Annotated in this window: 22 protein-coding genes and 1 pseudogene; 16 read left to right on the plus strand and 7 right to left on the minus strand. The window is 33.2% G+C overall.

Going from position 1 to position 22,166, the window contains the following annotated elements:
* The first annotated feature begins 402 nt into the window (after window positions 1–402).
* The 14 genes and pseudogenes from ltrA to NLJ82_RS28580 all read left to right on the plus strand — a co-directional run bounded on the left by ltrA (window position 403) and on the right by NLJ82_RS28580 (window position 10,669).
* Entirely contained in the window at window positions 403–2,301 is a 1,899-nt protein-coding gene (gene ltrA, locus NLJ82_RS28515; protein ID WP_002019929.1) for a group II intron reverse transcriptase/maturase, read from the plus strand.
* 77 nt (window positions 2,302–2,378) lie between these two features.
* Window positions 2,379–2,906: a hypothetical protein gene (locus tag NLJ82_RS28520; protein WP_046647670.1), complete on the plus strand. Its 528-nt coding sequence runs from the start codon at window positions 2,379–2,381 to the stop codon at window positions 2,904–2,906.
* A gap of 80 nt (window positions 2,907–2,986) precedes the next feature.
* Window positions 2,987–4,099: a DNA polymerase III subunit beta gene (gene dnaN, locus NLJ82_RS28525; protein ID WP_046647669.1), complete on the plus strand. Its 1,113-nt coding sequence runs from the start codon at window positions 2,987–2,989 to the stop codon at window positions 4,097–4,099.
* A gap of 12 nt (window positions 4,100–4,111) precedes the next feature.
* The gene (locus tag NLJ82_RS28530) at window positions 4,112–4,441 is read left to right on the plus strand and encodes a hypothetical protein (protein WP_000062338.1); all 330 of its coding nucleotides are present in this window, start codon (window positions 4,112–4,114) and stop codon (window positions 4,439–4,441) included.
* Entirely contained in the window at window positions 4,425–4,982 is a 558-nt protein-coding gene (locus NLJ82_RS28535; RefSeq protein WP_001269724.1) for a hypothetical protein, read from the plus strand. The genes NLJ82_RS28530 and NLJ82_RS28535 overlap by 17 nt, the downstream gene beginning before the upstream one ends.
* Window positions 4,979–5,788, plus strand: a complete 810-nt coding sequence (locus NLJ82_RS28540) for a hypothetical protein (RefSeq protein ID WP_046647668.1) — start codon at window positions 4,979–4,981, stop codon at window positions 5,786–5,788. Before NLJ82_RS28535 ends, NLJ82_RS28540 begins: the two co-directional genes overlap by 4 nt.
* A gap of 16 nt (window positions 5,789–5,804) precedes the next feature.
* Entirely contained in the window at window positions 5,805–6,626 is an 822-nt protein-coding gene (locus tag NLJ82_RS28545; RefSeq protein WP_046647667.1) for a hypothetical protein, read from the plus strand.
* A complete protein-coding gene (locus tag NLJ82_RS28550) occupies window positions 6,604–7,248 on the plus strand; it encodes a hypothetical protein (RefSeq protein WP_046647665.1) in 645 nt (214 codons plus the stop codon). Before NLJ82_RS28545 ends, NLJ82_RS28550 begins: the two co-directional genes overlap by 23 nt.
* Window positions 7,249–7,296: 48 nt before the next feature.
* Window positions 7,297–8,259, plus strand: a complete 963-nt coding sequence (locus NLJ82_RS28555; RefSeq protein WP_046647663.1) for a hypothetical protein — start codon at window positions 7,297–7,299, stop codon at window positions 8,257–8,259.
* Window positions 8,260–8,308: 49 nt separating this feature from the next.
* Window positions 8,309–8,619: pseudogene (locus NLJ82_RS28560) on the plus strand (hypothetical protein).
* Window positions 8,620–8,621: 2 nt separating this feature from the next.
* Entirely contained in the window at window positions 8,622–9,470 is an 849-nt protein-coding gene (locus tag NLJ82_RS28565) for a ThiF family adenylyltransferase (RefSeq protein ID WP_046647661.1), read from the plus strand.
* 19 nt (window positions 9,471–9,489) lie between these two features.
* Window positions 9,490–9,861 carry a hypothetical protein gene (locus tag NLJ82_RS28570; protein ID WP_046647660.1) on the plus strand — a complete coding sequence of 124 codons (372 nt, stop codon included), beginning with the start codon at window positions 9,490–9,492 and terminating at the stop codon, window positions 9,859–9,861.
* Between the two features lie 21 nt (window positions 9,862–9,882).
* Window positions 9,883–10,269, plus strand: coding sequence for a nucleotidyltransferase domain-containing protein (locus NLJ82_RS28575; protein ID WP_046647657.1), 387 nt, complete (start codon window positions 9,883–9,885; stop codon window positions 10,267–10,269).
* Complete coding sequence (locus tag NLJ82_RS28580) at window positions 10,256–10,669, plus strand: HEPN domain-containing protein (protein WP_046647655.1); 414 nt, start codon at window positions 10,256–10,258, stop codon at window positions 10,667–10,669. Before NLJ82_RS28575 ends, NLJ82_RS28580 begins: the two co-directional genes overlap by 14 nt.
* A 284-nt stretch (window positions 10,670–10,953) precedes the next feature.
* Here NLJ82_RS28580 and NLJ82_RS28585 read toward each other — a convergent pair whose 3' ends face one another.
* The 3 genes from NLJ82_RS28585 to NLJ82_RS28595 are packed head-to-tail and all read right to left on the minus strand — an operon-like array spanning window position 10,954 to window position 13,266.
* A complete protein-coding gene (locus tag NLJ82_RS28585) occupies window positions 10,954–11,529 on the minus strand; it encodes a hypothetical protein (protein WP_046647653.1) in 576 nt (191 codons plus the stop codon).
* Window positions 11,530–11,555: 26 nt separating this feature from the next.
* Window positions 11,556–12,314, minus strand: coding sequence for an SAR2788 family putative toxin (locus NLJ82_RS28590; protein ID WP_046647651.1), 759 nt, complete (start codon window positions 12,312–12,314; stop codon window positions 11,556–11,558).
* A 16-nt stretch (window positions 12,315–12,330) separates the two neighbouring features.
* The gene (locus NLJ82_RS28595) at window positions 12,331–13,266 is read right to left on the minus strand and encodes a S8 family peptidase (protein WP_046647649.1); all 936 of its coding nucleotides are present in this window, start codon (window positions 13,264–13,266) and stop codon (window positions 12,331–12,333) included.
* 618 nt (window positions 13,267–13,884) lie between these two features.
* On the opposite strand from NLJ82_RS28595, the gene NLJ82_RS28720 reads away from it, so the two are divergent.
* The gene (locus tag NLJ82_RS28720) at window positions 13,885–14,007 is read left to right on the plus strand and encodes a hypothetical protein (protein WP_256490000.1); all 123 of its coding nucleotides are present in this window, start codon (window positions 13,885–13,887) and stop codon (window positions 14,005–14,007) included.
* Between the two features lie 411 nt (window positions 14,008–14,418).
* Here the strand turns inward: NLJ82_RS28720 and NLJ82_RS28600 are convergent, their stop codons facing one another.
* The 3 genes from NLJ82_RS28600 to NLJ82_RS28610 all read right to left on the minus strand — a co-directional run bounded on the left by NLJ82_RS28600 (window position 14,419) and on the right by NLJ82_RS28610 (window position 18,306).
* On the minus strand, window positions 14,419–15,378 hold the full coding sequence (locus NLJ82_RS28600; RefSeq protein WP_046647647.1) for a tyrosine-type recombinase/integrase: 960 nt from the start codon (window positions 15,376–15,378) through the stop codon (window positions 14,419–14,421).
* A gap of 131 nt (window positions 15,379–15,509) precedes the next feature.
* Window positions 15,510–15,653: a hypothetical protein gene (locus tag NLJ82_RS28605; RefSeq protein ID WP_162837644.1), complete on the minus strand. Its 144-nt coding sequence runs from the start codon at window positions 15,651–15,653 to the stop codon at window positions 15,510–15,512.
* 943 nt (window positions 15,654–16,596) lie between these two features.
* On the minus strand, window positions 16,597–18,306 hold the full coding sequence (locus NLJ82_RS28610; protein ID WP_046647645.1) for a hypothetical protein: 1,710 nt from the start codon (window positions 18,304–18,306) through the stop codon (window positions 16,597–16,599).
* Window positions 18,307–19,484: 1,178 nt separating this feature from the next.
* Here NLJ82_RS28610 and NLJ82_RS28615 point away from each other — a divergent pair.
* Window positions 19,485–21,182 (plus strand): helix-turn-helix domain-containing protein, encoded by a 1,698-nt coding sequence (locus tag NLJ82_RS28615; RefSeq protein WP_046647643.1) that lies wholly within the window; start codon window positions 19,485–19,487, stop codon window positions 21,180–21,182.
* A gap of 161 nt (window positions 21,183–21,343) precedes the next feature.
* Here the strand turns inward: NLJ82_RS28615 and NLJ82_RS28620 are convergent, their stop codons facing one another.
* Window positions 21,344–21,811 (minus strand): RsfA family transcriptional regulator, encoded by a 468-nt coding sequence (locus NLJ82_RS28620; protein WP_046647641.1) that lies wholly within the window; start codon window positions 21,809–21,811, stop codon window positions 21,344–21,346.
* Window positions 21,812–22,166 lie beyond the last annotated feature (355 nt).

Genomic DNA, 22,166 nt, shown 5'->3' on the forward strand with positions numbered 1-22,166 from the left:
CAGTTGTGGAAATGATAATAAGGTATATCAAATCTGCGGATAGGGACTATACCCTATTCATCTAATGAATCAAATTACGATTAGTTCATTAGTAACTGACGGCATAAAGGTGAGTCCTAAGGCTATATGTAAGGCTAAAACATGTGGAACAGTTGAAGTTGGTGAGAACGTCATACGATGGTTAATTATCGGTTCGTGGATATAAGGTATTACACATACAATACTGAAGTTCCTTAACACCAATGGCAGTAGGGTCATAGTACCAAAGAAGGTTATGTAATATAACTAGAGGGAAGGGCCCAAGTCTAATAATCATGCAAAGGCAAAATTATTCTAGGAATGTGTAACAGTAACCGACTAAACCTTAGAGCAAAATCTCAGCAAAAGAGGTGATGCAATTTGGTGCGAAAACTAGAAAATACTCTTGAATCAGAAACAGAATTAAAGAGAACATTAGACAAGCTGTACTCAAAAACAAAAGAGCATATGGAAAAAAAGACGAGAATCAAACACACATCTCTCCTTGAAATTGCGATGTCAAAACCTAATATTGTCACTGCGATACACTCGCTAAAAAGCAATAAAGGCTCCATGACTCCAGGGGTAGACGGAAAAACAATCCAAGACTACCTCAGACTATCCGAAGAAAAACTTATCGAGTTAATTCGTGGTAGACTCACAAATTTCAAGGCGCACCTAATAAAACGTGTGTTTATTCCAAAGGCTAATGGCGGACAACGACCTCTCGGTATTCCAACCATAGAAGACCGGATAATTCAACAAATGATGAAGCAAGTCTTAGAGCCTGTACTCGAAGCACAATTCTTCAAATACAGCTTTGGGTTTCGACCAGAAAGAACTACCTATCATGCGTTGGAAAGAGTAAAAGTCCTTGTTCATAACACTGGGTATCACTGGATCGTAGAAGGTGATATTCGTCAATTCTTCGACAAAGTAAACCATAGGATTCTTATAAAAAAACTATGGAGCATGGGAATCAAAGATAGACGAATATTGTGCCTAATAACGGAATTCCTCAAAGCTGGAATCTTCAAAAATATCATTAGAAATGACAATGGTACACCCCAAGGTGGCATATTAAGCCCCCTCTTAGCAAATGTATACTTACATTCCTTCGACAAATGGGTTGCCAAGCAATTTGAAGAATTTACAACCAGACATGAGTATTCGAAACACGATCATAAATTACGAGGTTTAAAATCTTCTAACCTTAAGCCAGGCTATCTAATCAGATATGCTGATGACTGGGTTCTAGTCACTAATAACAAATCCCATGCTTATAGATGGAAGACTGTTATCAAGAATTTTCTTCAGAAAGAACTTAAACTTGAACTATCCGAAGAGAAAACAAGAATAACCAACATCAGGCATAAGCCAATAGAATTTCTTGGCTTCAAATACAAGGTAGTCTTAAAAGGTGTAAAAGGAAAAAAGAAGAAGGATAAAAAGACAAGATATATCAGCCAAATAACTCCTTCTGATAAGAAGATTAAAAGAAAAGTAAAAGAACTCAGAGCCACACTCACTTCTCTCGGCAAAAGATTAAGCCACGATAAACTGAGTAATGCACAGCTAATCTTAGCCTATAACTCAAAGGTTAGAGGATTAATAAATTATTATTCATATGCCACCGAATCTCCCATAATGGATAGAGAAGGTTATAAGTTAAGAAAAAAGACTTTTAATCTTCTATCTAGGCGTGGTGGGGTCTTACATCCTATCAACAAGTGTATTAACCTTGCGGACAAATACCCTAAACGGACACAAAAGACTTTAGCTATTAAAACCGAAGTTGGCTACATTGGCATTATGCATTTAAACCTAACCAAGATGAACGAAAACCTATATAAACAAAAGGTTCAAAATGAAACTCCATACTCTCCTTCGGGACGTAAATTAATCGAGCGAAGAAAGGGAACAAAGGAGTTCAGTGTCAGACTAGATGAAATTACAAGCCTCTCTCTCCTTGAGAAAGTCAGGAAAAAACTTGTGAATTCACCCCGATACAATTTTGAGTACTTTATGAATAGAGGATATGCGTTCAACAGAGATAGAGGAAAATGTAGAATTACAGGAGTCCCACTTGGGAAGCACAACCTGCATGTTCATCACATTAATCCTAATCTCCCGTTAGAAGAAGTCAATAAGCTGCCAAATCTAGCCTGTGTAGATAAGGAAATTCACAAGGCAATACACAATGAAGTTGATATGAGCAGCATCTTGAATAATAAGGAAATTAATAAACTGAAACGATTCAGGAACAAAATTCATGCTATTTGATTATTAGATGGAGCGCCGTATGAGGTGAAAGTCTCACGTACGGTGTGGACCGGGGGAAAAGCCACTCTTAACAGGTAATGCTGAAGAATTGGCTTACCTATCGGTATTATAATGTAAAACCTATAAAAGTAGAACTTTCTACACGTAGCAATGGTCCAAATAGTATCTATGTTTCTTATCAAAAGAAAGGGTACCATTTCACACCACCTACTATGTTACAACAAAAACATAAACAAGGAAGTTCAAAGAAGGAACCATCGAATGGCCAAGTAAGTCTAGGAGTATTAATTCAAAACATACAAGAGCTTGCAAAACCATTAAGTATTACATCCAAGGAGATTCTACTTGCCTATAATCACAATTATAACGCACAAGCAAGAACCTTTGAGGATACGACGATTGGTGGTTTAGAAGGAATGCTAACTAGTTTACAGTTGATTCACGAAGCGAAGAATATTCGTCCTGGAAATGAGAAACAGCTTAACCGGTGGTTATCAGCTCTTATTCCTGGTGATGTTACGTCCTTTAGAGAATGGTTACTTCATGATCATACAGAAGCCATTCATCAACTTATAGAACAGTTAAAAAAACAACAAAGCGCGTAAACCTTTGTTTTATAGCAGGAAAACGAATGAACAGGATATGAGGTCTGTTCTTTTTTTATTACTTTTTGGAGGGATTTATTATGCAATTTACTATTAACCGTACATTATTTATCGAAAAATTAGAGAAAGCTAGTGCTACTGTAGACGTTAAAAACCCAATGCCTGCATTACAAGGTGTTTTATTGGATTGTAATTCAAAGGGAATGATTCTAATGGGGTCAGACGGTACAGAAACAGTAACATTAGTAACTCGCTTTAACGTAAACAGTGGGGATTGTACTGAACCGGGGAAGGTGCTTTTTGCAGCTGCTCCGGTACTTAAAACAATTAAGAAATTCAAAAGTGAATTCATCGGTCTTGAACATAAAAACAATGAGCTAAAAATCGTAGAAAGTAAGAAGAAACAATTTAGCTTTTGTACCATGGATCACGAAGAATATCCTGAAATTAAAATTGAAGCAGGGGAAGACTGGATTTCACTTTCACAAGAACAATTTGTATCAATGGCCAACGGAACATTACATGCTATTCCTGCAATGGATACACGTAAAATCCTAACAGGTGTGAACTTAAAATCAGTTGATGATAAGTTCTTTAGTATAGCAACTGATGCTCACCGTTTAGCCCGTTTACATTTTGATTGTACAAAGATCACTATCGCAAAAGATGGTGGAGTCGTGTTACCGATTAAGTCTCTTAAAACAGCTCTTAAGCTCTTTAATCGTGAAACAAATTTACAATTAAAGCTAATTAGTGATACACAGCTGTTGATCCGTGGCGAAAGTATTATTTATCAGTCTAGATTATTAGCTGGTACATATCCTGATACGGCACGTATGGTACCCGGCGAATTTAAAAGTGAAATACAACTATCACGTGAAGAATTTAAAAACACGTTGGAGCAGCTTTCAGCATTTTCTTCCTTAATCGTACTTACGTCAGAAGGAAAAGAAAGCATCCATCTTAAACCACAAAATTCTCAAGTAGGTACTGCAAGTGTAGAAATTCCATGTAATCAAGTAGAAGCATTTACATTGGCTTGTAATGTGGAATATCTGCTGCAAGCACTACAAACGATAACTTCTGAAACAATCGCGATAAAAATGATTAGTAATCAGAGACCTATCGTTGTAGTGGGAGCAGAGGATACAACTCACTCTAATCTGCAGTTAATTCTACCGGTTCGCGTGTAAGGGGGCATCCAAATGAGTATGAATCACAGTGACTTCTTTGACTTTTTACAGTCAAAAGAAGTCCTTCCTAATAATCAAGAACTTCGTCAATCCTTTGAATCGATTATAAATGGATTTATTGCAAACGAAATGCCTGATTTAGAAAACATACCATTAGAACATATAGATGAATTTGAAAAGCAATTTGAACAGCTACGTCATTATGTCACGTTTTATAGTGGTAATTCATTTCGTATAAATGGTCCAGATTGTGAATTAAAAGAAATGCTACATTTACATCTTTTCACTGAACAACTAGAAGATGTAGAAAAGCAAGGGCTAGAAGATGAGATATTTATTTAATCAAGGAAATGAGATGAAAGTATACATTCGGATACTACGCATACAAAAATTAATTCGTAAATATAACATCCCATTCTTAATCAATATCAATGATTTTCACAGGGACAAGTTGCATATCACAAGTGAACTATTATTCGAGTCGCTTGCGCGTTTTAACGAGCAAACAAGTATATTTTGTCACTTTGCCTTTGGAACTGAAGAAGACCTGTTAGATGGGACGTTATTTAGCTCAGAAGACATGTATTCGAATTTCGCTTCGGATATTAGTTCTATGGCTGCGGAAGGATGTTACTTCGATACAGCTGGTTACTATTTATGTATAGGATCGGAACATATAACACAATCTGATTTTCAATTCGTGTTACATGAATTTTCGTTTAACACCTATCAAAGTGAAGCGTATCCCAGTCATATTTTGATTGAATTTCTAGAGGATGGTTATGAACAGTACTCATTTGATGAATGGGTACTTTCTTATTATGAAATTATAATCCGTCTTGCGGCAATGATTCGAGAAAAGACGAAGGGGAACCAGGTATGAAATTATTATTTACATACAATCAGCAGAAAGTAAGAAGGTATCTACTTTCGTTAAAAATACAAAAGAATGCTCACTTACTACATGAATTACTTGCAGATAAGAAACATGAAGAAGAAATCTACATATTAGATTGTTTAGAGCACTCAAGAGAAATAGACTTCAGCAAGATTTCGGAACGAGCCATTCAACAAGTAATGGCTGCCGTTTCTTATTTAGAAGAGGACTCCAATTTCCCTATTAATTTAGATTCGAAAACTTTACTTGAAATAATCATGATTGCGGAAAAATCTTTAGATACTGATCTTTCCTGCTTCTATACATCGCAATTGTATCTTATGGAGATATTTATGCGTATGTATAGATTAGGAATTCCCGTAAAAGATTATTACCCCAATTATTTAGAACAAGATAATTTCGAAGAATACGATTGTGAGGATTCATTTAAAAGCTGGGGGGATGACTTAATTCAAGATATGAAATTACATCATGAAGAGGTAGATAGCGACGATAAAGATACTCTAATCATATATTCGAATCTATTTCATATACCCATGGATGAATTAAACCGCATTATCGAGAATGCATGGAGTCCAATTGGTGAAATGTTCTCTAATATCAAGATAGAGGATCAAAGTTTCTTTCATTCAATCCAGAATCAGTTTGATATACGTATGCTTTACCAAGCTGAAGAGGAAAAACTTTACCTTTTCTATGATGATGATACATATTTTCCAGCAATTAAACGAATTGAGATGTTACTTCGTATCTTTGAAGAGATACAGTTAACAAAAAATATAGCAAGTTAGTACAGAGGGCCTAAAAATGAAGAAATTATTTAGCTATGCATCTAATGTAGCGATGTCAAACTACTTACTATCACTTAAGTTAAACAAAACTTATAGCATTGTATGTTGGGAACAAATTAAACAAAGATATCAAGAGGAAATATATATATTAGAAAGCCTTTCTAAAGATATAGAGATAGATTTCAACAAAATCTCTCATGGGGCAATTGGTAAAATCCTAACTTGTGTGGATTTTCTAGATGAAAACCAATCACTAAGGTGGGAGGACATAGAAACAACAGATACGATTGTAATCTTCTTACTTTCCATGAACCTATTAAACATAAATCTATCTAAATTTTATTCATGTCAATTTCATTTCTTACATTACTTTAAAAGGCTGCATGCGCTTTCGATTGATGTAACACAGTATTCTCCATCGTATTTAGAGCGAGAGAATATCTATGAATTAGACCATGAAGAAGGATTTAAAGAATTGGGTACGGACATGATCGAAGATATGGGCTTAGAAGCTTTTCCAATTGATGAAGAAGAGCATGAAAAGCTCTCCACATTATTCGACATACCATTAAAGGAAATACAGGAAGCTGCAGAGGACACATGGGGTGCTATAGCTGAAACGATAGATGGCATATCACCAAAGCATAAAGAAAAAATTTCAATATTACTAGATTGTTATCCAGTAAGGTATTCTTACCAAATTAATGAGGAATCTCTTTATCTCTATTATGGCGAGGAACCATTATACGGGCCATATAAATTTGAAATGTTACTAGATTTATTGGAAGCAATCTATACGCAGGGGGAAACAACAAATGAAGACAGTAGCAATATTTGATGCTTTAGAGCCAAAAGGAATTGTAACCATACAGCAATTTAACAACGAATTATCACGTGGAGAAACTGCCGTTACTTTTAAGGACTTTTATTTAGCTTTAAAAGAAGTTATGGAGCAGGGTACACAAGATAATACTCATTACTCTAGTGGCGTACTCCCAAAAGGTTGTATAAAACACGAGGTGTTATCTAAGAGTGGAGATAAACAAGCTGTTTGGATTGAAGTACCAAAGGCTCAGTGGGATATTCATTTTTTTGAACGACCGTTTCAACAAGTAGGCTTTCCACGTCTATTATTTCGTTATACGGTGTACCAAAAACGAGTTACGAATATCTCTGTCTTTGCTGTAAAAGAAGATATGGAGTTAGAAGAAGGAATGAAATTATATCAATTTCCATATTCTAATGTTCATCCTAGTGGATCTGTATGTACGGGTAGAGTTGTGATACCTGAATTCCGGACTTTAAAAGATTTAGAAACATTTCATGTTTTATTCTTTGCAAGTTCATTCAACCATGACCTTACACATACTCACACGGAACCAGTAGGAGAGTTATTTAAACGATTTGAAAACCAAAGTTTTGATGATTCTATTCTAATAGAATCAGAAATTACTTTTTAATAAATAGCGGGATTATATACAAGAAAACATACTAGGAGGATTTTTAATATGACTAACTTATTCGATTTTTTTGATATGGAAAAACAAGTAGAGGAAACAACAGTACCAGTGAAAAAAGCTGCTTCAGAGCAAGCCACTGCTAAAAAGGAAGAAAAAAAGGAAAAAACAAAAGATAAGACAAAGAGTAGTAAGAAAGTTAAGGCTACAAAATCTACAGATTGTCTAGATAAAATCAATACAACAACGGTTGTTCGTCACGTAGTATTTGGAGATATACCGTTAGTAGATTGGTTTACAGAAGAAGAAATTACACATGGAATCGCTGTTCAAAATGGAGATTCAACAGATGTAAGAAAAATAGAAGCAGAGGACATCCGCGTAAAATTAGAGCATCGTTATCCCTCATTTGTTAAAGGCTTAACTGTCATTAAATTTGATGAGGATACAAATGCACTACTTCCGATTTTAACTGTCGGCGCAAAAGGAGCAAGTACTGTAGAGGGACAATCTATTTCAGATTGTCCTTTTTCTTTTGGTGCTTGGCGTAAGCATTTTTTACCTGGGGATTTTATTCCGAGGATCTTATTAATGGACTTTATCATTATTGCACAGGCCATTTCTCGTAAACGTGATTGCGAATTACATGCTGATATCTATTTCAATACAGAGCGTGGTTATTTTATGGACTTTCCACGCCAGCAGGTAGCAACTGAAATTGTAATCCCTGAAACGAATATAGAGATGCAGTCTATCGCTATGAAAATTATGGAGATACATAGTCATCATCGTTTCTCTGCTGAACCAAGTGATTTAGATGATCAAAGTGAACGGGCTCCTATTCTTTATGCAATTGTTGGCAGAATAGAGGATGTTTTCCCTGAACTACTTGTACGCACTTGTGTAAATGGGGAATTTCATTCTATTAACCCTAACTTTATATTTGCAGGAGAATATGCAACGAAAGGGATAAGCCAAAATTACGATTTAAGTAGGATCACACTTTTAAAATAGATACACAAGGGGGCGTAAAAGAGACATATTTTATGTCTCTTTCTTTATTATGACAACATTAAAAACAATTCACGGCTCAATGTTTACAAAGATAAAGCACTACATGTTAGTTCTTACAAAGAATAAACATGCAATAGAGGAATCGCATGATGACTATAAGCTATTTCAATTTATGTGCAAGTTAGAGATGAATCACATATATAAAGCATTAGAAGGACAGAGGAAGGAGTCATTTATGCTGCACCGATACTATTGATGCATTCATTTGACTTGTATACCGTGCATAGGATTACAAATTTATCGATTCCATTTCTACGAAATTTAGAGAATACACAATCAAAAGAAAATAGGGGGCTATAAAAATGAGTATTGTTATTGATATTGCAGAAGGAAAGAAGATTGTACCACATATTGTATTAGTAGGTGCTGGAGGAAACGGAGGATTAATTTTACAACATATTGCTCAAATGATGAGTATTTTTCAATTGGATGGCGAAATTGTAGTTGCAGATCCAGACACGGTTGAAGAAAAAAACCTTGGAAATCAACTCTTTATTCGACCTGATGTTGGTAAATACAAAGCACAAGTACTGGCTCGTCGATATAAAGCTGGCTATAACGTTCCTATCTCTTCCTTTACGTCACAGTACATAGAAGACATAGAAACAATGCAGCAGTTGTTTGGTAATAAATATGATTTATTAAAAAAACAACATAAAGACGACTACTTGTATCTGCCAATTGTAATTGGGGCAGTAGATAATATGTTTTCTCGTGAGGTCTTTCATCAATTCTTCCATCAATCGGATAATCTTCTTTACATCGATGTAGGGAATACAGCTGTAACCGTTCCTGATAATTGGAGAGAAGTAAATAAAAGACATTGGACACCTCAACAAATAGCTGATTATAAAAACAGTGGTTATAACGGACAAGCAGTATGTGGAGTTAAATTGAATGGCGAGGTCATTCTTTCACCGCTTGGCGATTTATTTCCGGATGCTTTTACGAAAAAAGAAACGGCTCCAAGTCAATTAAGTTGTTCCGAATTAGCTGCTTCAGAACCACAGCGCGTTATTACCAATAAGTTCGCTGCCATGACTGTTGCCCAATTCGTTAACGAACTCTTTGATGAAGGTACCGTATCGAATCACTATATCATTTTCCAAGCTCAAAAGGCTTTTATGAAAGCTGCACCAATTGAGAAGTAATGATATAGGAGGGGACAAGATGAGAGTGTATCAATTAGATTCCACTCAATTACAACACAGTTTAACACCAACAAACATGTGTAATGGTGTTCTACAATACTACCAATATAAACAGTATACCGTTGTATCTGTACTTGATTTATCAAAGCAAGATTCCGAAATGATACCATTGCTTCTGGCTTGTTTAGCAGGGGCTTTGATTCATTTCAATCCGGATTCTTTTTTAGCGAAGGATGAATCTAGCATTTTATATTGGTGTAGAAAGAACTTTAAAGGATTTCATAGTATCTCTGACGATGGATTTTTACAAGATTTCAAGCAGATATACGAATGTTATCAAGCATTGCAGAACGTTGGGAAACAAGAGAAAAATATAAAAATAAATATGTAATAGCAAGGAGAAGAGGAACACATGTATAATATACTTAAACGTCAATATAATTACTTTATCCGAGGAGTGATTCGGATTAACGAAGAAGTACAAAGGGAATTGGACCTATTGGTGCAAAAGATTCGTGAAACTGTATCTTCTGTCCAAAAAATCATCCTTTTTGGCTCTCATGCATATGGCACACCAAATGAAGACAGTGATTTTGATCTCTGTATTGTTGTGGAAGGTGTCGGAGAAAGAAAAAGAGAAGTCATTAATCGTATCAATTGGGGTATTTATGATGTTATGGAAACACCAGTTGATATTTTAGTGTATGGGCCAGAAGAGTTTCAAGAACGTGCTAACCGTACCGTAACTATGGAACATAAGATTGCACTAGAAGGGAAGGTCCTATATGAGAAATACTGAGGATCTAAAAGAATGGGTATTCATTGCAAAATCTGATTTAGATTCTGCTGGTTACTTAACTCACATGAAACCTTTCCCTACTGCAATTATTTGTTATCATAGTCAACAATGTGTGGAAAAACTTCTAAAAGGATTTCTTGCACTAAATGGTAGAATAGTCCCAAAAACTCATAACCTTTTAATGCTGCACAAATCTTGTTGTAGATTAGATGAGGAGTTCTCATTGATTTTAGAACAATGTGTGCAGCTGAATGGTTATGCTACAGACATTCGTTATCCGTATTTTGAAGCACTTACTGTTCAAGATGGATTAATCGCTATACAACATGCTCAAAAAGTAATGAGTTTTTATATGGAAAAGTTAAACAAGTTGAATATACATGAAATCACAGTTGATTAAAAATAGAGGATATACATAAAAGAGAGTGCCTATTAGATAGGGACTCTCTTTTTCTATCTAATAAAAAAGGAGGAATGCTCCATGGCAGTATGAAATGATACTTTGCTATGGGGATAACAATATAACTCTGAATATTTATTAAGAAATTAAAGAGGAATCACCAAGTAATAAAGTGGCAATGCAATGTTTCAAACATGGAATATAAATTTAACTAGAATCAAAAACATGAGTTTAGTACTGTACTAAACCCATGTTCTAGAAGTTATTTACTTTTTATACTTATTCTATTTAATATTCTCGTAATCAGATACCCAAATGACACTGTCCTTAATTAAATATTCATTAGAAGTTTCATCTTCGTAGGAGGTAACCTTTCGGACCTCTAGTAAATTATTTAATAATAATTCTTTTTCTGTTGCAGATAGAGTATTTATTTCATCTTCTAGCCAAATAGAAACTAAATGATATGCCTGCCAGTTGAGAGCAATGTTATTTAAAAATAACGGCTTTTCCAATTGAGTTTGATATTCGACGAATTTATTTTTATACTCTACTATTTGTTCATCTAAAGCTATAATTAGCTGAGAATCTAATAAATCATTTCCATTTATCTGTAATCTTAAATAAAAGTGATCAAACTTAGATTCGGCGGTCGACTTCCAACTTTGAAAAACTTCAACTAATGCACAAATCACTTTCTTTTTATACCAAATTGGTAAATCCTGTGTATCTAGATAATTAAAAGTTTTTACATAATCAAAATGGTTAACCTCTAAAAATTTATTATCAAATTGACTATTCTCTACTTTCCATTCATTCAGCTTTCTTACTCTTCTTTTCCAACCTCTAATTTTTTTCAAGAAATAATACACCTCTGTTCAAACTATTATATTTTTATAGATCTACCTTTAACAGGACCTTTTATCATGTCACCAGTAAGTGGATCCATACTTCCTAGATGCTTACCTTTACTATCATAAACCTCAATGTCGTTATGAGTATGATCCCATTCATAGTATTTCTTTTTTGAACCTTTACCACTAGTTTTTGTTTTTCCTTTATGTGATGATAGACCTTTCCACACTGGACTATTTGATTTTGTTAGTTGCTTAGAAACTTGTCTTAAAGCAGTTTTTCCCCATTTTTTTATAGCAGCTTGGATACCTGCTCTGGCTACTAAAGCTAATACCACTGGAACGGCTGGTATTACAGAAGCTTGAAGTTTTGTTGTATCATACTCATATATTTTACCAGTTTTTTGATCTCTAAAGTTGGCGATGAATACTTCTTCATTTGATTCAATGACTTCAACATCAAAATTTACTTTTATTTCTTCTCCATTTTCATCAATAAAGTTTCCATTAACCTGAATATCACCTGTTTCTTTATCTAAAGAAACATCCGTTGATGCGGTAAAATCTTCAGCATTTACTGCACTTTCTACTATAATTTCTGCACTATTATCTGTAACAACCTCAACGTTCAACCCTTCTGAAACGCTACTATCAACTTGTTGTTCTACATTTTGATCAATTAGGTCTGTTTCTTGTGTTGCAGCATTAGCTTCATGAACAATAATCCCTAAATTAGGAATTAAAGTAATAAATAAAGTCAATATCATTATTTTTATTAATAATTTTTGCATCTTTAGTCACTCCTAGTCATTTTTGTATTAAACCATAGCCAAATTCATTATCATAACCCGTACTTCCTAGATCTATTGAACGCTCAATTAAAATTTTTTTAATTTGGTCCAAGTTAAGCGTATTATCGCCCTCAGCTAATAATGCAGCTATAACACCAGTTGCAAATGCAGTTGCAAACGATGTTCCACTATATGTGGAATACCCTCCATCTTGATTAGTTGACAATATATCAACTCCAGGAGCTGCAAAATCTATTTTTCCTTTGGCAGATGAGCTAGCACGTTTAAATTCTTTATTTACTGATGATATAGATATAACATTTTCATACTTAGCGGGATAGTCTACACCCAATCCATAAGTATTACCGGCAGCAGCTACTACAATAATTCCAGAATCTACTGCTTCATCTATTGCTTTTTTTAATTCAGGACTTTCAGATTGTAACCCAAAGCTAATGTTTAATATATTAACTCGTTGTTCTATACACCAACGTATACCTTTAATAAGATGGTCAACATCGCCTTTACCTTGCTTATCAAGGACTTTGACGTCATAGAGTTGAATGTTTGGCATTACACCTAAAATTCCCAAATTATTATTTTCAGCAGCTATGATTCCAGCAATAGCAGTTCCATGGCCAGTTTCATCAATAATAGGATTATTTAAATTAATAGTATTGAATTCTTTTACAACTTTACCTTTTAAATCTTCATGTTCTTTATATATACCATTATCCAAAATAGCAACCTTGATTTTATTTTGAATACCAGTAAATCTATCTTCTATTACAGCCTTTCTTCCCCAAGTTACAGATTGTTCTTCTTTTTTGTAGGGAATGTTAGATTTTGTTTTTGATAACGTAGACTCACTATAAAAAACAAAATAAAAAAGTGAACTACACAAAACTAGTACTGTTAGTATAATAATTAAAATCTTTTTAACCTTATTCACCTCTTTTCTACATGTTTTCAAGGTATGTATTGTAATTAATACTATTTAATCCAAATATAAAGATATCATTCGCGAAAACGCTTTATAAGTCTGCAAATTATTTCTTTTTTATGTTAATATTTACATATGGTAATTGCGATAATTAACGTGGTTTACTATACATGATATTAATGGTGAAGAAGATTTATTTGTCATAATGTCAATGAACGAAAAGCCCGAAATCTTTTTGTTATAAATAGATGTCACTGTAAAAAATGCATTAAAAAACATCTTGAACCAAATTAATTGAACTCGGCAGTTTTTTAGTACCAAGATATATTCATTTTTAACGAATTCCAACTAGAATTCTCCTTCCTCTAAGCGCAACGTAGGTGGGGATAAATTACAAAATCAGCAAAAACTTGATAAAAAGATATGACATTTCCTGAAGAGGTTCCTTCACTAAGGTAATTCTTAATATAATGAGGTTGGATTTAATACGTATGAAAATTTTCTTTAGGTACAACTACATGAATCCGAGGGAGTTTGGGGTGTTCTAAAATCATTTCTACAAATTGAGATGTTATCTGTCTTTGAATTAGAGTAATACTTAAAAGTAAAAGCGAAGAGGAGATTATAATGGAATTTAAGGAACTTATGAAGTACATAGAAGAAAATAAAGAAGAGTACTTCGAGGAATTAATGAAGACCAATGAAAATCTAATTAAAGAAATAGATCTAAAAATAGAGGAGGAAAAGTAAACTGACAAAAAAACAGCAAAGTAAATCAAATGAGTGATTTAGCAATACGGCTTAAAGACTTAGGAGTTAGCAGATGGAGAGTTCTAAAACTAAACTTTAAGTGCTCATTATTACGAAGGAATTGGTTATATAATACATAGTGATGAGAATCATAAATCTTTACTATTACGATTAATTGGTGCAAGATCTGTTACTGTATCTAAAGTTACAATTTACAAAATGCACAATTAATATACCTGTATACGAAATAATTAAACTCCCTCTATTATGATTTAAAGCAGAGGGAGTTTATTGTTTAATAATAAATTCAATTGAGCCAATTAAGATATGAATTAAGGTGAAATATCACCAATAAATCCCTCAGCACGATTAATTGATATAAATATTTTATATCAAATTTCCTTATATGACTTATAAATTCAAATATTGAAAATATCTTTTTAACGATATTTTAGTCTTAAAACCAATTCTAGCAATTAATTCACTTTCAGAAAGTCCTTGCTTAATAAGGCGAAGAATAAATGTGTTCCTCAGCTGCTGTGCAGAAATACGCCTATCTAATTCTGCTCGTTTCACTTCAAGTCGAATCATCTTTTGTATAGCAACCTCAGACAAAGCCTTTGGTGCATCATTTTCGTAAACCCATCGATAAGTACCTCGATTAAAATCAAATGCCACAAATAGGGGATTATCTGTGTGCTGTCGAGGTCTTACAGGTTCAGGGATAGTCGAATAATATTTGTAAAGCTGTTTTGTATCTTCGACTGTTAAGAAGATGGATCTAGTAACTCCGTTTTCTCCTGGAACAATTATAGTGTTCCTAGCAAACTGTATATGGCTCATATTAAGCGATACAAGCTCTTGCAAAGACAAACCATAGTTTATTATTAAATTAATTATACAAGCATTTCTATTCATGATTAGAGGGCGATATTTAGCTTGTCTCTCTGTTAATCCTTTAGTTGATAGAACAGTTTGTTTTAAAAGTGCTTCTTCCAATACAGTAATAAAATCATTGTCATTTAGTGATTGATCCGGAATTAAAGAGAGATGAATATAATCTAATGGACTAACTATACCTAAAAACATGTGTAACTTCTTTAAAACCACCCATATCCTGTGCCTTGTTTTAAGAGAATATTCTCGTTTGTTTTCTAACACGGAGAAATAAGCTTGATAATCATCTACGGATATTTCATTCCATGATTTGATATGTAAAAGCAACTCATTTTCATTCAACCATCTATAAAAATCTTTAATATCGTATGCATAGCGTTGGATTGTAGAATGTTTTCGGCCTTTTTCACTTAAATATGTAGAGAAAGCTTCTAAAGTTTTCTCTAAGTTAATTGTTTCATTCAATATAATCACCTAATTTCATTGGATATATTATAACAGAAAATAAGTGAAAGACCTGCTACCGCCCTTTGCTACGCACGGTTGCTGGCATATCCCAAAAGCAAACGGACAAACAACCCTTTGTTTTTGGGATATGTTGTTTATTAATTATAAATCCAAATAAATAGGGCTATCATAATACTCCAAAAGGGCACTACAAAAACTAATCCCCAAAGAATACCTTTAAAAAATCCAATCTCATTATAAGTATTCTTTTCTATGTAATTCATATCTTTTAGTACAGCCATGTTTAATCCTCCCAATATAAATTGTTTAGTAAAATGAAAAAAGGACAAACCTAGTCCTGGTAGGGATACGTAGGTTTGTCCTTTTGTATGAGGGTAATGATCTGTTTAATTACCATTATTATAACGTAATTTACAAATATTTTCAATTAAGTCGGACATCTTATTAACAAACATACTAGCTGTATTAAAAATCTATTATAAATATATATCTTATATATTAAAAAGAAATAAAGATAAAACTTTTATAGGTTATTTAAAATAGAGGTTAGACTTACTGCTGCAAGGGGAAAGTTGATATAAAAACATAAAAAATCATAAATTATAGAAAAAGTATCCGTAGATTCAAGGATTATTAGACTTTTAATTCTACAAAAAAGCAGAAAGAAAATACTATATTTCTACATGAAATCGGAAAGAATTTGATACCAATCGCATTATATATATTCAATCTTGTAAATAGAAGTTGTTTTACTTATTTTGGTAATCAAGTTGGTATTAATCTTCTAATTATCCACATTTCATTCAGGTTAGGCAGCTATTTGTTAACATTACTCAGTATTTACACATAACTCACATTATTATTGATGATTTTTATTAGATAAAATGAGCGACAGTAGTATTATCAGGGGTATTGAGGAAATATTATCCACATTGGATCATATTTATCCTCATATCCACTATTATTATTATTTTCCTTTTGATTTTTTGTAGGTATTATGAGATAGGTTTTAATACATTAGAAGAACACACTCTAGTATTATGTGGAGAGTTATGTATTGATAGAACCAAATTTGTATAGAAGTGCATAAAAAAAGACTCCATTTTACATGAAGTTCTTTCGATTTGGTATTTATAAATAGAGTAGTAGGAAGGTATTACTAATTAAAGAAACACGAATAGCCCTCCACTTTTGTTTTTTTCAAAAATAGAGAGCTAGTTGTTATTATTTTATTTCCATTGCAGTTAGTACCTGATCTGGAGCTGTTATTGTTACACCAGCACGTACTAAACGTTCGAAGGTACGCATAAACTCTAGTAAATTAAACTGCTTTGGTAGCTCAATCACACGAAGTTTTTCTTGTGGTAGCTTATCAATGGCTTCGATAAACCATTCACGTACATCACTTGGGATCGTGCGTTCTTTATGACCACGAACTTTTAATTTTTCTCGCATTTCAATTTCTAAAGCGATATATGCATGAAGATTCACACCTTGATCATATGCATATTTTCTAAATAACGTTTCTTCCGGGTATTTTAAATAATTACGGTGATAAGATTCTTCCGTCACAGGTACCGCAAACTTCTGCTTCAGTAGTGCATGCACATTCTTAAACATCTTCTTAATGTTGTGTAGAGAGTACATAGAATAATATAAACCGAAATTAAAGACAGCTTGCTCACGGTCACTATTTCTCTCTTTTGGTATATGTTGCGCAATAAGAGGGTAGATACCTTCTTTCGCTGCAGCATCAAGGATTTGATATTGAGATGTTTGATGTAATAGTTTTTTCAATGTATATACAATTTTCGTTGGATATCCTTCTTTTCGATCAATTATGTCACGAAGTCCGCGAATTACACTGCGGATTTGGCGATGACAAGTATGCTTTAATACATGAATGAATTTATTCATGTCTGCAGACAGTTCACCGATATTCATCTCTTGTAGAACTGCTTCTATAAATTTCGCTTTACGAGCATAGGTAGCTTTTGGTGTAAATGGATCCCTGTGTTGCTCTTCTCCAGATTCTTTTTTACATAAAAAATCCGAATGAATAGATAAATATAAGGTTGTATATCGTTTTGTATGCTTTACACCTTTTTGCATTTTGCAAATTTTGAATAGGGGATTCCCCGTACATGGTAATGCAGTTGTTAATTCTTCGATAACCGCACGGATCTGATGCGGATATTTTTTATGTAAGAAACGATACATCCCACCGAAGTGAGTTTTGTTGCCTCTTTCGTCCTGCTTGTCCAAAGAACGCTTTAATGTTGTTTCTGTATGTTGTTGCATGGCGATATCTAAGAATAGTTTCTTAGCCGCTACAGATAGCTTAAAGAAAGCCTTTGTAAATACAACAGGACTAATATATACGTATGGATTTGCTTTTCCTGTTTCCTCATTCATAAAATGAGTCAGCTTGATAGTATATCGGCCATCTACTCCGTTTTCAATGGAGATAATGTTATGTAAGTTTAATTTCTTTAATGCAATATAGAATTGAGAGTGTTGGATATAAGCAAATTCTTCTTTGTATTGCTTGTAATCTTCCCACATCATATGTATTGTTACATTTGGAATAACACCATTAGTAAAGCATTTCTTATGTAGATATAAGAAAACTTCGAGATCAGCATTCGTAATGCCGTATAATTTATGTTTTCTTCCTGTTTTTCCTGCAAGTGCAGACATTGCGCGACGTGAAAAAGATGGTTTGGCTTTTTCGACAAAGCCTTCTACGTCAGCAATACGTTCTTCGTATGTCATGTGCTGCAGAATATCTTCTAAATATGTATCTTTATAGCTGTAGTACTTCTCCTCAAATGTTTCCACAAATTTTTGCCAAGCTTTTAATGTTACTAACACAGCATTGGTTGTTTCCCCATTTAAGCTACGTTGATTACGTATCACAAATGATTTTCCCATCTTTTTCACCTCCGTTCTACAAATTCAGAAAGATATGCCAAATTACTATAAAATATTCCAATTTTGATTATAGCAAAACGAATTTTGTAAAAATGTGCTCCTTTAAGAAGAAAAATAGCAACTTGCAACAGCTTATGAAGCTAGTCGTATCAAGGGTTAAGAGAATTTCTTAATTTTTTTTTGTGTTAAGGATACCGCAAACGTGTTGCAAGTTGATTATATGTATATGAATAAGCAGAAAAAGTATCTAACCCCTTGATATATAAGGGATTAGAGTGAAAATGATAGGGGAGTTAGGGAAAGGATACCGCAAACGTGTTGCAAGTTGGTTAGCAGGATCATTAATAATGAATTGCAAGGATTACCCTTGATATAAAAGGGTTTTTTGGCACTTATAGATTGAAAATAGGGAAAGGATACCGCAAACAGTGTTGCATCTTGTGTAAAGAATAAGGGCATGAATACCGCAAACGTGTTGCAAGTTGGATGATATGTATATAAGTAAGTGGAAAAGTACCTAAACCCTTGGTATATAAGGGATTAGAGTGAAAATGGTAGGGAAGTTAGGGAAAGGATACCGCAAACATGTTGCATTTTATGTATGTAACTTACTCAAAATATAAGAAAAATAGCTTAAAAATTTTAAAATTACTAGGTTGAAAAATAAATTATACTGTTGCAAGTTGAGAGAAATAGGGAAAGGATACTGCAAACGTGTTGCAAGTTGATGAGTTAAGGAAAGCGAAGCGCAAAAGAAATGCAAGTAAAGAAGAAATAGGGAAGAGAAAAGGCAACCATGTTGCAAATTGAGGACTAAGGGAAAGCAAAGCGCAAAAAAATGTAAGTAAAGAAGAATAGGTAAAAGAAAGAGCAACCATGTTGCAAATTGAGGACTAAGGGAAAGCAAAGCGCAAAAAAATGTAAGTAAAGAAGAATAGGTAAAAGAAAGAGCAACCATGTTGCAAATTGAGGACTAAGGGAAAGCAAAGCGCAAAAGGAATGCAAGTAGAGAAGAAATAGGAAGAGAAAGAGCAACCATGTTGCAAGATGACGAGTTAGGGGAAGAAAGACGCAAAACCTTGTAAATATCTGTTACAATAAATTAAATATAATAGTAGTAAGGAATTTTATGATGAAAACTACTTTGTTATGATCCATGGTTTAGGGAGGGATATAAAGTGGATAATTTATTACAAATGTTTCGAGATGCATTGTTAATCTCTGAGCCAATTTATAAAACAAATGAGCTAGTATGGAATAAGTGGAATGCATACTTTAAAGATGTTGAAAACAATAATAATAAAGTATTAACCTCATCTCATGCATCTCCATCATTTACTGCATTAGTGTCTTGGCTAGAAAAAAAGCAAGAATCCGGTATTACATTAGTACAAATTTATGCGAAAATTGATTCCTATAAGGAAGAAATATATAAAGAAATCGAAGGATTTATAGAAAAAGAATTTCAAGATGTAGCACCTTCAAGTTCCATAGTAGTAGAAAATGATCAAAATATAGATAAGACAAGCATAGTAAACTATGAGGATTATTATGAGGTAAATAACTCTGCTGTTTATTATAAGCTAAGAGATGGGATTGCAAAAAATCAATTTGAAGAAGATGAGTTAAGTAAGGTTTTACAATATCCTATTGAAACTAAATCTTCTAATGGTGTAGCTCAGCTTTCTTCACACAAAGATGAAGATTTAAGACTTACAAATATAGAAGAAGCTGCTCGGTGGAATACCCTTGTCGATGATGTAATGAGTAATATGGATGATTTAACGGCAGATTGTTTAGATGCAATTACAATACAATGGATAAACGAAGCAAAATCTCCAGACGAATTCATTGATTTTTCTTATGAGCAAGTTTTAGAAATGTGTAACATTCCAAAAACAGTAGTCAAAAATAAAGAATACTATAGAGCGGAAGATAAAATTAAAATAGCAAAGAGAATTGCGGCTTTAGCAAGCATTTTTATCTATTTAAATGATGATAATGAGGTAGTAGTATTAAATGACCGTGATGATGATGGAGAACGTTTAGAATTAAAACGTGAAGTAATCAAAAGGTTATTTGTATTAGATTCAGTTGTATTGTGGAGACATAGTGTTACTAATGAATACATGGGCATTGAGTCTTGTCGTATTAAGCCAGGCAGCTTTTTAACCAATTACTTATACGGATCAAATAATACAACAGCGTTATTATCTAAAAAAGCACTTGAATACAATAGTTATAGACACAAATATCATAAAAGGTTAATTCGATACTTAACATGGCAATGGAGAATTAGACAAATGTATTCATCATTGAAAAAGCCATATTCTATAGGTGGGGACAAAGGGCTGCTAGCAGTAATGGATATCCCAAAAGATTGGAAGCCGAATCGCATTAGAGAACAGTTGGAAAATGTTCTAATGGATTTAGAAAATGAAAAAGTAATCTCTCATTGGGAGTATAGTGATCCACTTGATGAACAACAAATTGGGAAACGTAATTGGTTTAAAAACTATTACGCTAATTTAGGAATAACGATTTTACCGCCTGAGGAAATGCTGCAATCAATGGATAGGGTAATCGGAAAGAAATGTATAGAAGAACTTCAAGAACAATTACCTGAAGTAACAGTTGTTAAAGAAGTAAAGAAGACTGTAGAATCAGTCGAACAAATAGAGAAGAAGATCCGTGAACAAATACTGAAAGTACACAATGAAAAAAAAGTAAGTATTCGTGAAATAGCAGATGAAATTAGTATTTCTCCGTCTACATTATCTAGATTTTGCAATTATAAAACAAAACGTTTATCTAAAAAAGCATTAGAAAAGCTAACGAAATGGTGCGAAAGACAAGAAATATTAGAAAAGATGTAACATAGACTAAACATTTCTTTTAATAATAGTCCAATTAAAAATACACATACATTATGTATGTGTATTTTACTTATTATCAATTGCAAGAGGCCAAATTTCTTTTATTAAAAGTAATTTTGGAGGGCGAAGGTCCTACTGGAAAATCAAAATAGTTATGCGGTTTAATCCACTACAATTAAACTTCTTGTCTTATCGATATGGTTCAGTAACATATGATACTCTTCTTCATACATAGTTAAACGTTGTAGAAGGGATTGATTCTCAGCTTCTAAAGCTTCAATTTGATTTTGTAAAATTGTCAATTCATTTACATCTTTATAATTTTGTAGAAAGAGAATAATGTCATCTAATGTAATAGACAAAGAGTTTGTTTCTTTTTCTGATTGGGAGAGAGGAATGTTGTTTCCCGCTTTACGGTGTTGTTTGGCTTGTTGTATTTCGTCTTGGTATTGTTTTCTCACATATGAATTCCAACGAAATCCACAAGCTGCGGGTGTTCTAGCTAGTAGTTTTGCTACTTCTTTGAATGCAGCTAATTGTGTTCCACCGTTACGAATATACTGAAGTACTGTTGATGCGAGAAGTAAATCGTTATCATTAGTCCAAGAATCTTGTCTTGAAATTACCACGTTTTAACCCCCCATATATGTTTTATATTACATATATGCAGTTACTTAAAATGATAGAAGCTCAATCTCTCTTACAATAATTAAGGGTAAGTTTATAGAAGTATCTATGATTTTCAATGCAAAATTACATATAAGGTTGACTATTCACCAAACCTGTAACTATAATAGTTACAGGTTTGTAACTAAATTAATAGATTGGATTGACATGAGTTAGTTCTATGAATGATGTATAAACAAATATTTAAGAATGAATGGAGTTGAAAATATAGACCTACATATAAAATATATTTCTAGAAAGAAATTAGGTAATATACATTTTTTTATAATTATATATTAATAAAAAGAGGTGTGCGTT

It is taken from the genome of Bacillus paranthracis (genome assembly GCF_024296885.1).
In the GTDB taxonomy this organism is placed as follows: domain Bacteria; phylum Bacillota; class Bacilli; order Bacillales; family Bacillaceae_G; genus Bacillus_A; species Bacillus_A paranthracis.